Here is a 13,201-nt window from a genome sequence, read left to right as displayed (position 1 = left end):
CGGGTGATGGCATGCTCTGCGCCATGAGCACGGAGTACGCCATTCCCGCCGAGGTGCCGAGTCCTGAACGTCCGGCACCGCCGGGAGGGCCGCTGGGGAGGTGGCTGCTCGCGGACCGGGTGGCGCCCTCGGGCCCGGAGAGTCACGACTCCCACGCGAAGCCGCACGCGTGGTGGAAGGTCATGACGCTCACCGGCGTCGACTACTTCTCCACGCTGTCGTACCTGCCGGGCATCGCGGCTCTGGCGGCCGGCGCGTTGTCGCCGCTCGCGACGTTGCTCATCGTCGCGCTGACATTGCTCGGCATGCTGCCGATGTACCGGCGGGTGGCGAAGGAGAGCCCGAACGGCCAGGGCTCGGTCGCGATGCTGGAGGACCTGCTGCCGTTCTGGCGCGGCAAGATCTTCGTGCTGGTGCTGCTCGGGTTCGTCGCGACGTCGTGGATCATCACGATCACCCTGTCCGCGGCCGACGCCTCGGTGCACGCGCTGGAGAACCCGTACGTGCCCCAGTCGCTGCACGGGTACGAGATGGCGTTGACGATCGTGCTGCTGCTGATCCTCGGCGGTGTGTTCCTGATGGGCTTCAGCGAGGCCGTGGGCGTCGCGATCCCGCTGGTCGCGGTGTTCCTCGCGCTGAACGCCGTCGTGGCCGTGGTGGGCATGGTGGACGTCTTCGCGACGCCGGACGCCCTCGACCGCTGGATCGACGCGCTGGGGGCGCACGGCAACGGTGTCTTCGGGGTGATCGGCCCGGCGATTCTGGCGTTTCCGTTGCTGGTGCTCGGTTTGTCCGGCTTCGAGACCGGCGTCAGCATGATGCCGCTGGTCGCCGCGGACGGGAAGACGGCCCAGGAGCGGATGGAGAGCCGGGTGCGCAACACCCGCAAGCTGCTCACCACCGCCGCGCTGATCATGTCGGTGTACCTGATCGCGACGTCGTTCATCACCACCGTGCTGGTGCCGCAGGACAAGTTCGCGGCGGGTGGCCCCGCGAACGGTCGTGCGCTCGCCTACCTCGCGCACGAGCTGCTCGGTGAGGTGTTCGGCACGGTCTACGACATCAGCAGCATCCTGATCCTGTGGTTCGCGGGCGCGTCGGCGATGGCGGGTCTGATCAACATCGTGCCGCGGTACCTGCCCTCCTACGGCATGGCGCCGGAATGGGGCCGCGCGGTCCGTCCCGTGGTGATCGTCTACACGGTCATCTGCATCATCATCACGATCATCTTCAAGGCCGACGTCAACGCTCAGGCCGGCGCTTACGCCACCGGAATCCTCGCGATGATGGTCTCCGGATCGTTCGCGGTGACGGTGTCCGCGTGGCGCAAGAAGCAGCGCGGCGCGACGATCGGCTTCATCGTGCTGACGCTGGTGCTGGTGTACGCGCTGGTGGAGAACGTGATCGAGAAGCCGGACGGCATCACGATCTCCTTCGGCTTCATCATCGGCATCGTGGTGATCTCGTTGATCTCCCGCATCTCGCGCACCACCGAACTGCGCGTCGACAAGATCAAGTTCGACGAGAACGCGCAGAAGTTCATCACCGACACCATCTCCTACGACAACCGGATCACGCTGATCGCGAACCGCCGTCAGGCCGGTGACAAGGACGAGTACGACGAGAAGGAGTTCGAGCAGCGCGGCATCAACCCGGTGCCCGGCACCGCGGACGTGCTCTTCCTGGAGATCGACATCGTCGACCCGTCGTCGTTCAGCCACGTGCTGTCCGTGCGGGGTGTCGAGGTCGACGGGCACCGCGTCCTGCGCGCCTCCGCACCGGCCGCGCCGAACGCGATCGCGGCGATCCTGCTGGCGTTGCGCGACTCCACCGGCGTGATCCCGCACGCGCACTTCGAGTGGTCGGAAGGAAACCCGCTGGGCCACCTCTTCCGTTACCTGATCCTCGGTCGCGGCGATACTCCTCCGGTCGTACGCGAGATCATCCGCTCGGCGGAGCAGAATCCTTCTCGACGCCCACGCGTGCACGTCGGTTAGCTGAAAGACTCCCCCTGAACGTCCGGTACAGGGGGAAGGACGCCACATGTTTCGCAAGTTCCTGGTTTCGTGCGTGGTGCTTGCGACGGTCGGAGCGGGGATCGCTCCTGCCGTCGCAGGCGAATCCAGGCCCAGACCGGTGCGTTCGTGCGCGGATCTGGTGCGCACGTTCGACGTTCCGGACGCGCGCACCCGAGTCGCGTCGGCGACGGTCGTCACCGGTGCCACCGAGTTCTGCGACGTGCGCGGCACGATCGAGCCGAACATCGGCTTCCAGCTGAAGCTGCCGACCCGCACGTACCAGGGCCGCTACCTCCAGTACGGGTGTGGCGGATTCTGCGGGATCATCGGCGATCCGGCCTTTCCGCAGGGCTGCGGGCCCTCCTTCGGTGACGCCGCGGTGGCGGCGACCGACGACGGGCACCAGGTCTCGCTGGAGAACGGGTTCGACACGACCTGGGCCGCGAACAACCAGAAGGCCCGCGACGACCTCTTCTTCCGCGCACCACACGCGTTGTCGAAGGTGTCCAAGCACATCATCGCCAAGTTCTACGGCAAGGCACCGAAGAAGTCGTACTTCACCGGCTGTTCCAACGGCGGCCGCGAGGCACTGCTGCTGGCCCAGCGGTATCCGCACGACTTCGACGGCATCATCGCGGCGGCGCCGGCGGCCTACTACACCGCGCTGATCGGCTACGAGGCGTGGATCGCGCGCAACACCATCCCGAACGACAAGATCTTCCTGTTGCACGGCGCGGTGATGAAGGCCTGCGACGGGCTCGACGGGTTGGTGGACGGGCAGATCGACGACCCGCGCTTGTGCGAGTTCGATCCCGCAACGCTCGCGGGTCAGCTGACCGACGACGAGATCGCCCGCGTGCGGCGGCTCTACGCCGGGCCGTCCGACCGGGGCACGCGGCTGTACCCCGGTGGCCAGGCCTACGGTTCCGAGCTCTCGTGGACGTTCTGGCTCAACCCGACGCCGGAGTTCGGCCAGGCGATCGCGGCCGGGCTCGCGGACAACGCGTTGAAGCACCTCGTCTACCCGATCGGGCAGCCGCACTCGTCGCTCGCGACGTTCGAGTTCACGGTGCGCGAGTTCCGGCGGCTGGTGTCGGAGACCGTGAAGGCGAACGCGTTGTCGCTGGACCTGCGCGAGTTCCGGCGTTCCGGCGGCAAGCTCGTCATCTGGCACGGCGCCGGCGACCAGGGCATCCCGTTCGAGGGCACGCTCGACTACTGGCAGCGCCTCACCGGCGGCAGAACGCCGGACTGGGCCAGGCTCTTCGTCGTGCCGTCGATGTGGCACTGCGCCGGCGGCGACACCCTGACGGAGTTCGACCCGTTCCGCGAGCTCGTGTCGTGGGTCGAGGGCGGCAGGGCGCCGTTCCGGGTCATCGCGTCCGGCCGGGACCAGGCGGGCAACGTCGTCCGCACGCGTCCGGTGTTCCCGTATCCGTTGCGTGCCAAGTACGACGGCTCGGGATCGGTGGACGACGCCGCGAACTTCGTTGCGGCGCCCGGGTTCGGCTTCTCCGACCGGATCAGGTGGGCCGGTGAGGACCTGTACTACCGCCCCGGACCCGTTGCCCCCTAACGGAACTTCTCAACGGCGGCAGCGATGGCCTTGTCCATGCTGTTGCCCTCCATGATGACGTGGCCGGCGTCGTTCAAGATGACGAGCTCGGCGTCCGGCCACCTCTTCGCGACCTCCCACGCCGTGTACAGCGGTCCGCCGAAGTCGTTGCGGCCGTGGATCAGCACGCCGGGGATGCCCTTGAGCTTGTCGAGGTTGTCGAAGATGTAGTTCGGTTCGAGGAACGCCTCGTTGCCCCAGTAGTGGCTCACGGTCCGTGCCAGCTGGTAGCGCATGACGGGATCCGCGTACCGGGTGCCCTCGAAGTTGTTGTCGCCACCGGTGATCGTGGACAGGTCCCACTTGCTCCAGTCCCACGCGGCTTTTTCGCGGACGGCGGGGTCCGGTGAGTTGAGAAGTTTGTTGTAGGCCAGGGCGAGATTGCCGTCGCGGTCCTCTTCGGGGACTCCGTCGCGGAACGCGTCGAAGTAGTCCGGGTAGAACAGGCCCAGGCCGCGGGTGATCCACGCGTGCTCTTCCGGGCGGGAGGTGGTGACCGCGGGGATGATGATCTCGCTGACCCGGTCGGGGTGCTGGATCGCGTAGGCGAGGATCAGGGTCGAGCCCCAGGACCCGCCGATCAGCAGCCACTTGTCGATGCCGAGGTGTTCGCGGAGCTTCTCGGCGTCGTCGATGAGGTGCTGGGTGGTGTTGTGCTCCATGCTCGTGGCCGGGTCGCTGACGGGCGGGGTGCTCCTGCCCACCCCGCGTTGGTCCCACAGCACGAGTTTCCAGTGGTCGGGGTCGAAGTCCTCGCGCCATCGCGGGTTCGAGCCGGATCCGGGGCCGCCGTGGAAGACGCAGGCGGGTTTGCCGTCGGGGTTGCCGCTGACTTCCCAGTGAACGAGCTGACCGTCGCCTACGCCGAGCATGCCCTGGTCGTAGGGCTCCACCTGTGGGTACATGCGGGCGAGCGTATTCAGCCGGGGTGAGCGGCGCCGCTCAGTTTTGTGCCGGACGCGCCACGTGGGCGTGTCCGGCACGAAGTCGGTGGGGCGTCAGGGCTTCTTCTTGGCCGCGATCTGGTCGATGACCTCGGACTGCGACACGACGATCTTGCTGGCGAGGGCTTTGGAACCCACGTGCACGCCCTCTGCCTGGGCTTTCTTGGCCATGTCGACACCGCTGCGCAGGTGCCGCGAGAGCGCGGCGAGGAACAGTTCGTCGAACTGCTTGCCCTGGGCGGCCTTGATGCTCTCCACGTCCTTGGCGGTCATCATGCCCGCCATCTTGTGCGTGGCGTTCGCGTCCTCGCCGGGCACCTGGATGTTCCAGCTGCGCAGGTAGGTGGCCATCTGCTCGATCTCGCCCGCCTCGGCGGTGGCGATCTTGTCGGCGATGTCGATGACGAACTCGTCCTTGGACTTCTCCATCGCGACCTTGGCGATGTCGATCGTCTGCCGGTGGTGAGGGATCATCTGCAACGAGAACTTCGCGTCCGCCTCGTTGGCGGCCGGCTCGTTCGAGCCGCCGCTGCCGCCGACTGTCGAACAGCCGGCCAGCGCCAGCAGTCCCAGCACGATGATGAGCAGACGCGCACGCATGAAGCCTCCCGTCACGGTTCCCTGACGAGGCATACGGGTGGCCGATGTGTCCGGTTCAGCTCAGTTCGTTGAGCGCCTCCACCACGCTGAACACCACGTCGGGGTGGCCGAGCGGGAGCGGCGCCGGGACGCGGTCGTCCGGCGTGGCGTGGCTGCGGGCGACGACCCGTGCGAACGGCTCGTCGACGTCGACCTCCGGGTCGACCAGCAGGACCGAGCGGACCAGGTCCTCGTGGCGGCGCACGAGGTCGATCACGTCGGCCGCGATCGGGCCGCTCGAGACGACGTCGAGCACCGGCTGGGTCTCGTCCTGGTGCCTGGTCAGCACCGTGTCCACAGTGGACTGCCAGCCCGGTGCGGCCGGCACGCGCAGCCACACGATCCGCATCCGGTCCGTCAGCTCGCGCCAGGTCGCCGGAATCTCGTCGTGCACGGCCTCACCCGCTGGATCGATCACGAGGATCGTGGGGGATCCGGCGGGTCCGTCGGCGACGACGCCGGGCCCGGTCGCCCTGGCGGGCTCATCGAAATCACGCATGGCCTGGGTTACCCGACCTGGTCGTGGTTTGCACCCAGTACCACCGGGCTCGGTGGTCCGGTGCGGACAGGACCACCCCGTGTGCGTGGACTTGTTGACAGACACCGATTTCCGGTCCACGGCCCGTGACTGCTTGACCACTTTCCGAGCGCAGGTTTATGGTCTAGACCACACCGAAACTGGATCGGTGAGCGATCTAGGGCGCTCCCGGTTCCCACCCCTGCACGGGGCTCACCCCGCCTGGGAACGATCCAAGGAGTTCGGACGATGAAACTCACCCGAAAAGCGGCGCTGGTCACGGCCGCGATCCCCGCAATCGTGTTCATCACGCCTGTTGGTTCGGCCAGCGCGCACGGCTACGTGTCGTCGCCGGCCAGTCGTGCCGCGCAGTGTGCGGCAGGCGTCGTCGACTGCGGCCCCACCGGTCCCCGTTACGAACCGCAGAGCGCGGAAGGTCCCAAGGGCCAAACGACCTGCAGTGGTGGTACCCGCCAGGACTTCGAGGTGCTCAACGACGACAACAAGGGCTGGAAGGTCACCAACGTCGGCAGCACCATGACGGTGACCTGGACCTTCACCGCCCGGCACGCCACGCGCGACTACGAGTACTTCATCGGCAACACGCGCGTCGGCTTCGTCGCCGGCAACAACCAGCAGCCGAACAACCCGACCTCCCACTCGATCAACCTGGGCGGGTTCACCGGTCGCCAGAAGCTTCGCGCCGTGTGGAACATCGGCGACACGGTGAACGCGTTCTACTCGTGCATCGACATCAACATCGGTGGCGGCTCGACGAACCCTCCCACCACGACGACGACTCCTCCTCCGACGACCACGACGAACCAACCGCCCGTCGGTGGCACGTGGGCGCCGAACACTGCGTACGCCACCGGTGCGACGGTCACCTACGACGGTGCGTCCTACCGCTGCCGTCAGGCGCACACGTCACTGGTCGGCTGGGAGCCGCCGAACGTGGCCGCGTTGTGGGAGCGGATCTGACCACATGAGGCGCCTGGTGATCGCGATTGCGGCCGCGGTCCTGGCGCTGGCGGGGTGCGGCGGGGAGGCGATCGTGCCGGAGGGCCAGGGAGCCCACGGGCACGGCGTCACCACCGCCGCACCACCCGTTCCCGCCGCCAGCGCGAGGTTCAACGACGCGGACGTGACGTTCGTGCAGATGATGGTGGACCACCTGCAGCTCGGCATCAGCCTCTCCCAGGTGGCGCTGGCGAAGGCGACCAGGCAGGAGGCGAAGGACCTCGCGGGTGCGATCAACACGACCCAGCGCGAGGAGCTCTCGACGCTGAAGTCCTGGTTGAAGCTGTGGGGCAAGCCGGAGGGCGGCGGTGCGGACCTGCACGCCGCGCACGGCGGCCAGCCGTTGCTCGACGACAAGGTCATCGACGGTACGAAGGAGAAGAGCGGAGCGGAGTTCGACCTGACGTTCCTCAACCTGATGGCCGGGCACCAGGGTGCCGCGGTGGAGATGGCCCTCGCGGAGAAGAAGGACGGCCAGAACCCGGAGGCCACGGCTTACGCGGAACGGGTCGTCAGCACCCGGCAGGGCCAGGTCTCGCAGATCCTGAAGATCATCAGCGAACCGTAGGCGTTCGGTCAGCGGCCCGGCGTTGTCTTGCCGGTCATGGACGTTTTGATCTCGGGAGCGGGCATCGCCGGGCCCGCGCTCGCCTTCTGGTTGTCGCGCTTCGGCTTCTCGCCAACGGTCGTGGAACGGGCGCCGTCGTTGCGCAGCGGTGGTCAGGCCGTGGACTTCCGCGGCGAGGCGCACCTGTCCGTGCTGCGGCGGATGGGCGTGCTCGACGCGGTGCTGGCCGCACGGACCGCACCGCGGGACATGGTGTTCCGCGGTGTCGACGGACGTGAACGGTCGCGGCTGCCCGCGTCGTTCACCGCCGGGGAGGTCGAGATCCTCCGCGGCGACCTGTCACGGCTGCTGCACGAGCGCAGTGCGTCGGACGCGGAGTACGTTTTCGGCGACTGGATCACGTCGCTGCACGACGACGGCCGCGGCGTGGACGTGACGTTCGCGCGCGGGCCGTCCCGCCGGTTCGACTTCGTGATCGGTGCGGACGGGATGCGGTCGGGGGTGCGGCGGCTGGTGTTCCCCTCGTACCGGCCGAAGTTCCAGGGCTACTACTTCGCGATCTGGGACGCCGACGGTGACGACAGGGACCTGACGTGCTCGCCGGGCGTGGTGAGCGCGCCGGGGTGGCTGATGTACAAGTCCTCGGTGCCGCCGGAGCTCATGCCGTTCGAGCTCATCGCGCCGGGCGTCTACTTCGACTCGATCAGCCAGGTCCGGATGCCGACGGTCAGCTCCGGGCGCGTGACGTTGATCGGGGACGCCGGCTACGGCTCCACGCTGGGAGGCATGGGAACCGGGCTCGCGGTCGTCTCGGCCTACGTGCTGGCGGGCGAGATGGCGGCGGGAGGTGACGCCTTCGCCCGGTACGAAGGACTGATCGGGCCGTACGCACGCGGATCCCAGGGCAATCCGGGGATGTTCCTCGCACCGGCGACCCGGCTCGGGATGTGGGCGCGCGACAGGATGTTCGGGTTGCTGCCGAAGGTGCCGATGGTCGCCCGGATGGACATGCGGGCGGCGACCGCGATCAAACTTCCCGACTACGCACCAGTTCGCTGAGCACCTCTTCCACCTGCTGCTTCGCGGCCTCGTGCATCCACCCGAACCCGAGTTCGCGTTGCGCCTCCCGCAACATCTGTTCGGCCCTGGCGAGATCGCCCCTGCGCTGGGCGATCTTGGCCAGGCCCGCGTTCGCGAGCGCCCGCGTCGCGGACAGCCCCGCCTGCGTCGCGAGCTCCAACGCCTGCAGGTACTCGCGTTCGGCCTGGTCGGGGTCGAGGTCGAGCAACCGGTCCGCGCGCCGGCCCCGCAGCTCGGCGAGTTCCTCCGCGGCCCCCAGCTCACCCACGGCCAGCAGAGCCTCGTCGGTCAGTGCCAGGGCCTCGTGCGGGTCCTCGGTGAGGGTGGCCAGCAGGTCCAGGATCTGCGCCGCGCCCCAGCGTTCGCCGAGGTCCTGGAAGTGCCGGAGCGCCGAGCGGCAGTTCTGGATCGCCGCCGCCCGGTCGCGGTTCGCCGCCCAGCCGAGGTAGGAGTTGCTGAAACCGACCAGGCCCTTGATCCACGGGTCGTCACTGCGCTCCACCTCGTCCTGCAGCTCGGTGCGCGGTGCGTCGGGCACGGGAGGGCCGGCGAGCATGGCCCACGCGATGAGCACGAACGGTTGCTTGATGGGGCCGCGCAGTTCGGCCAACTTGCTCTGCACGCGCTCCGGGGCGGCCAGGGCGAGCAGGATCGCGTACTCCTCCGTGGACTGTTCCGGCACCCGCGCGAGGAGTTTCTCGGCCATGCCACGAACTTCCGTGCGGCTGCCCTTCAGGTACCAGTACCACGACATTGCGGAGACCAGCCGCAGCGCCAGCTCCGGGTCGTGCTCGGTGGCCCACTCGACGGCTTGCAGGCAGTTCGCGTGCTCGGCGGTCAGCCGGGTGAACCACTGCACCTGGTTCCGTTGGCGCAACTCGGGATCCGCACGGCTGGCGAGGTCGAGGAAGTAGGCAGCGTGCTCCGCGTCGACTCGTTTGTGCTCCGAGCAGAACTCGCGGATGGTCTCCAGCATGCGGTAGCGGCCGTCCGCTGCCTCCACCAACGACTTGTCCACCAACGCGTCCAGCACCTCGATGTCGTGCCGGCCCACCTCTTCCACTGCCTCGAGCGTCGCGCCACCGCTGAAGGTGGCGAGCGACGCGGCCAGGTCGCGTTCGTCCTCGGACAGCAGGTCCCAGCTCCACTCCACGACCGCGCGCAGCGTCTGATGGCGTGGTGCGGCGGCGCGGTTTCCCTTGGTGAGCAAGCGGAAGCGGTCGTTCAGCCGTTCCGAGATCTCCTCGGTCGTCAACGCTCGCGTGCGTGCGGCGGCGAGTTCGATCGCGAGCGGAAGCCCGTCCAGCTCCCGGCAGATGTCGGTGGTGTGCTGGTCCCGCACGAACGCCGGGTTCACCAGCCGGGCGCGGTCGACGAACAGCGCCACGCTCTGCTCGGGATCGAGCGGCGGCACCGGGCACAGCGTCTCGCCCGTGATGCCCAGCGGTTCGCGGCTCGTGGCCAGAATGCGCAACGAGGGACACGTGCTGAGCAGGTGCTGTGCCAGCTGGGCCGCCTGCACGATCACGTGCTCGCAGTTGTCCAGGATCAGCACCGTGTCGCGCTCGCGCAACGCCAGGGTCAGCCGGTCTTCCGGCGACAGCACGGTTTCCTTGAGTCCCAACGCCTGCAACGCGGCCGCCGCGACGTCCTTCGCGGGCGCCAGGTCGACGAAGATCGCGCCCGCACCGGCGCTCTGCAGGGCCAGCCTGGTCTTGCCCGCGCCGCCAGGACCGGTCAACGTGATCAGCCTTGCGGTCAGCGAGGCGATCCGCCGCAGTTCCTTTTGCCTGCCAACGAAACTGGTGAGCTGCGCCGGTAGTTCCCTCTGGGTCTGGCCGCGCAGGACCTGGAGGTGGATGGCACGCAGCTCGGGGGACGGGTCGGTGCCGAGCTCATCGGCCAGCAACGCCCGTGCGTCCTCGAACGCCTGGAGCGCCTCGGCTTGCCGGCCCTGCTGGTTCAGCGCCTGCATCAGGTACCCGCGCAGGCGTTCGTCCAAGGGGTTCTGCCGCACCAGGTCCTGGATCTCCCCGACGTCGGCTTTGCCGAGCCGCAGGCGCGCGGCGATCAGCGAGCTCACCGCGGAGGACCGTTGCTGTTCGAGCCGGGTCGCGTGGTCCGCGGCGTCGACGTCGGCGAGCGCCGGACCTCGCCAGAGCTGAAGTGCTTCGGAGAAAAGGGATTCCGCCGCCTGCGCGTCACCCTGCTCCAGGGCCTCCCTGCCTTCGGCGGCGAGCGTGGCGAACCGGCAGGCGTCGACCTGGTCCGGTTCGAGTGCGAGGCGGTACCCGGCGGGGTGGAACTCGATCAGCTCGGCACGTCCGAGCGCCCTGCGCAGCCGCGAGACCTGGCCCTGCAAGGCGTTCGCGGCGTCGGACGGCGGCTGGGAGCCGTAGAGCTCGTCGATCAACCGGTCGAGCGGGACGATCTCACCCACCCGCAGCGCCAGCATCGCCAGCAGGGTGCGCGGACGTGGCCCACCCACCGCGACCTTGCCGTCCGGGGAATGCGCCTCAACGGGCCCGAGAATGCCGACGTGCACGACGTCAGCGTACGAACCGTCCGGGACTCGTACCCAGGACACGGCGAAAATGGCGCGTGAGGTGCGACTGGTCGTGGAACCCGGCCAGCACCGCCGCCTCCGCGGCCGGCCGTCCCTCCACGAGGTATCCGCGCGCGAGATCCACCCGGCGCCCGGTCAGGTACCGGTGCGGCGGCAGCCCGAACCGCCTGGTGAACGCCCGCACCAGGTGCGTCTGGCTGGTCTGCAGCAGGGCAGACGCCTCGGCCAGCGAGATCCCGCCCGGCAGCGACGCGTCCAGCAGCTGCCGCAGCCGGTCGGCGAGCGTCGGATCCGCGTGCACGGCCGGTTCGGTGCCCGCGAAGTGGTGCGTGAGGCGTTCGGTGATCAACGCCAGCCGGCTCGACGCCTCGAACGGCTCGTCCAGCGCCAGGTGCAGCTGGTGCACGCGCTGACGCAGCAGCGGGTCGACGAGCATCGGGGTGTCGACGGCCTTGCCGATCAGGTCGGACGGCAGCACCGAGTCGTCGAGGTAGAGCACGCGCTTGTGGAAGCCGGTCGGGTGCGCGGACCGGCCGTCGTGCGGCACGTGCGGCGGCAACAGCGTGACGCCGTCCACGAGAGCGCCGTGCTCGTGACGGTCCAGTTCGTAGCGCACGGCACCCGTGTCGAGCAGCATCAACGTCCACGCGTCGTGCGTGTGCGCGGGGTAGACGTGCGTGGTGAAGGAGGCGTGGAAGACCTCTCTGATACCCGCTATCGCCGGCCGCCAGGCCGAGCTCTTCTCAAGACCCATGTCGACTGGTTACTCGTTCCAAACACAGCTTCCAAGCCTCGACGGTCATGTCAAAAACGTACAAGACCTGAAAGCCGCGTGCCCGCGATCGTGGACCTCATGTTCGACACCAAGATCGCTGTGTTGTTGCGGGACGACCTGGCCGGCTGGCAGGCGCTGAACGTCGTCGCCTTCCTCGTCAGCGGCCTGCCCGACGAGCTAAGGGGCGAGCCGTACATCGACGCCGACGACGTGAACTACCTGCCGATGTTCGGCCAGCCGGTGGTGGTGTTGCAGGGTGACCAGGCGTTGCTCAAGAAGGCGCACGAGCGCGCGTTGAACCGCAACCAGCCGATGGCGATCTTCACCGCCGACCTGTTCGTGACCGGCAACGACGACGACAACCGCGCCGCTGTCCGCAAGGTGCACACGCAGGACCTCGACCTCGTCGGCATCGCGGTGCACGGCCAGAAGAACGCCGTCGACAAAATCTTCAAGGGCGCGCGCATGCATCCGTGATTGACTCTGATCATGCTCGCCCTGTTCGAGGAGTCCAGGCCGCGGCTGGAGGCGATCGCGTACCGGCTGCTGGGTTCGGCGGCCGACGCGGAAGACGCCGTGCAGGACACGTACCTGCGCTGGCAGGCCGCCGACCACGAGCTCGTCGAAGTACCGGAGGCGTGGCTCACGAAGGTGCTCACCAACCTCTGCCTCAACCGCCTCACCTCGGCGCGGGCCAGACGTGAGACCTACGTGGGCCAGTGGCTGCCGGAGCCGGTCTTCGCCGGTGACCGCATGCTCGGGCCGTCCGAGACCGTCGAGCAGCGCGAATCCGTCTCGATCGCGATGCTCACGCTGATGGAACGGCTCTCGGCCAACGAACGGGTCGTGTACGTGTTGCGCGAGGCGTTCGGCTACGCGCACGCAGAGATCGCCGAGATCCTCGACCTCAGCGAGGCGAACTGCCAGCAGATCTACCGGCGCGCCAAGCAGCACCTCGCCACCGGCCGCACGCGCGTGGAGGTGGACGCGGCCGGTGCGCGCAAGATCGTCGAGGAGTTCCTCGCCGCGGCGCTCAGCGGCAACACCGACTCGCTCGTGAAGCTGCTCGCCGACGACGCGATCAGCGCGGGCGACGCGGGCGGCGTGTTCATCAGCGTGCCGAAGCCGATCACCGGTGCACTGAAGGTCGCGAGGTTCCTGCGCACCCTGTTCACCCCCGACGACGCCAAGCGGGAGATGGTCGGCGGCAACCCCTCGTTGTTCGCCACCGTCACCAACGGTGTGCCCGCGCTGGTGATGACGAGCGGCGACCGGGTCGTCATCGTCGTCTCCTTCGAGGTCACCACCGACGGCATCACGGCCGTCCACACGCAGGCCAACCCCGCCAAGCTCGACCGCGCCACGCGGCAGTGGGCCGCCTCCGACCAGGGAGAACCGCTCGTCGAGAACTGGTGACCCAGATCACAGTCAGCTCCTGTCAGGTTTCGCGCCGCTGTCC

Annotated in this window: 12 protein-coding genes; 7 read left to right on the top strand and 5 right to left on the bottom strand. The window is 68.4% G+C overall.

Going from position 1 to position 13,201, the window contains the following annotated elements; translation table 11 throughout:
• The first annotated feature begins 23 nt into the window (after positions 1-23).
• Positions 24-1,997, top strand: coding sequence for an amino acid transporter (locus ACFOWZ_RS08435; RefSeq protein WP_382370853.1), 1,974 nt, complete (start codon positions 24-26; stop codon positions 1,995-1,997).
• 46 nt (positions 1,998-2,043) lie between these two features.
• On the top strand, positions 2,044-3,594 hold the full coding sequence (locus tag ACFOWZ_RS08430) for a tannase/feruloyl esterase family alpha/beta hydrolase (RefSeq protein WP_382370851.1): 1,551 nt from the start codon (positions 2,044-2,046) through the stop codon (positions 3,592-3,594).
• On the opposite strand, the gene pip is transcribed toward ACFOWZ_RS08430, so the two are convergent.
• The 3 genes from pip to ACFOWZ_RS08415 all read right to left on the bottom strand — a co-directional run bounded on the left by pip (position 3,591) and on the right by ACFOWZ_RS08415 (position 5,715).
• The gene (pip, locus tag ACFOWZ_RS08425; protein WP_382370849.1) at positions 3,591-4,538 is read right to left on the bottom strand and encodes a prolyl aminopeptidase; all 948 of its coding nucleotides are present in this window, start codon (positions 4,536-4,538) and stop codon (positions 3,591-3,593) included. The genes ACFOWZ_RS08430 and pip overlap by 4 nt on opposite strands.
• A gap of 93 nt (positions 4,539-4,631) precedes the next feature.
• Positions 4,632-5,177: a DUF305 domain-containing protein gene (locus ACFOWZ_RS08420; protein WP_382370848.1), complete on the bottom strand. Its 546-nt coding sequence runs from the start codon at positions 5,175-5,177 to the stop codon at positions 4,632-4,634.
• A gap of 55 nt (positions 5,178-5,232) precedes the next feature.
• Positions 5,233-5,715 (bottom strand): hypothetical protein, encoded by a 483-nt coding sequence (locus ACFOWZ_RS08415; RefSeq protein WP_382370847.1) that lies wholly within the window; start codon positions 5,713-5,715, stop codon positions 5,233-5,235.
• Positions 5,716-5,982: 267 nt separating this feature from the next.
• On the opposite strand from ACFOWZ_RS08415, the gene ACFOWZ_RS08410 reads away from it, so the two are divergent.
• Genes ACFOWZ_RS08410 through ACFOWZ_RS08400 form a run of 3 tightly spaced genes read left to right on the top strand, consistent with a single transcriptional unit; the run spans position 5,983 to position 8,380 of the window.
• Complete coding sequence (locus tag ACFOWZ_RS08410; RefSeq protein ID WP_382370846.1) at positions 5,983-6,714, top strand: lytic polysaccharide monooxygenase; 732 nt, start codon at positions 5,983-5,985, stop codon at positions 6,712-6,714.
• A 4-nt stretch (positions 6,715-6,718) separates the two neighbouring features.
• Complete coding sequence (locus ACFOWZ_RS08405; protein WP_382370845.1) at positions 6,719-7,321, top strand: DUF305 domain-containing protein; 603 nt, start codon at positions 6,719-6,721, stop codon at positions 7,319-7,321.
• A 36-nt stretch (positions 7,322-7,357) separates the two neighbouring features.
• Positions 7,358-8,380: an FAD-dependent monooxygenase gene (locus ACFOWZ_RS08400; protein ID WP_382370844.1), complete on the top strand. Its 1,023-nt coding sequence runs from the start codon at positions 7,358-7,360 to the stop codon at positions 8,378-8,380.
• Here the strand turns inward: ACFOWZ_RS08400 and ACFOWZ_RS08395 are convergent.
• The gene (locus tag ACFOWZ_RS08395) at positions 8,349-10,946 is read right to left on the bottom strand and encodes an AfsR/SARP family transcriptional regulator (protein WP_382370843.1); all 2,598 of its coding nucleotides are present in this window, start codon (positions 10,944-10,946) and stop codon (positions 8,349-8,351) included. The genes ACFOWZ_RS08400 and ACFOWZ_RS08395 overlap by 32 nt on opposite strands.
• Before the next feature lie 4 nt (positions 10,947-10,950).
• Positions 10,951-11,721, bottom strand: a complete 771-nt coding sequence (locus ACFOWZ_RS08390) for an AraC family transcriptional regulator (protein ID WP_382370842.1) — start codon at positions 11,719-11,721, stop codon at positions 10,951-10,953.
• A 99-nt stretch (positions 11,722-11,820) separates the two neighbouring features.
• On the opposite strand from ACFOWZ_RS08390, the gene ACFOWZ_RS08385 reads away from it, so the two are divergent.
• Both ACFOWZ_RS08385 and sigJ read left to right on the top strand, forming a co-directional pair.
• Positions 11,821-12,219 (top strand): DUF2000 family protein, encoded by a 399-nt coding sequence (locus ACFOWZ_RS08385; RefSeq protein ID WP_382370841.1) that lies wholly within the window; start codon positions 11,821-11,823, stop codon positions 12,217-12,219.
• Positions 12,220-12,231: 12 nt separating this feature from the next.
• The gene (gene sigJ / locus ACFOWZ_RS08380) at positions 12,232-13,158 is read left to right on the top strand and encodes an RNA polymerase sigma factor SigJ (protein WP_382370840.1); all 927 of its coding nucleotides are present in this window, start codon (positions 12,232-12,234) and stop codon (positions 13,156-13,158) included.
• The last annotated feature ends 43 nt before the right edge of the window (positions 13,159-13,201 follow it).

Source organism: Lentzea rhizosphaerae (genome assembly GCF_042649515.1).
Lineage (GTDB): Bacteria > Actinomycetota > Actinomycetes > Mycobacteriales > Pseudonocardiaceae > Lentzea > Lentzea aerocolonigenes.
This window is presented reverse-complemented; position numbering and strand designations above follow the sequence as displayed.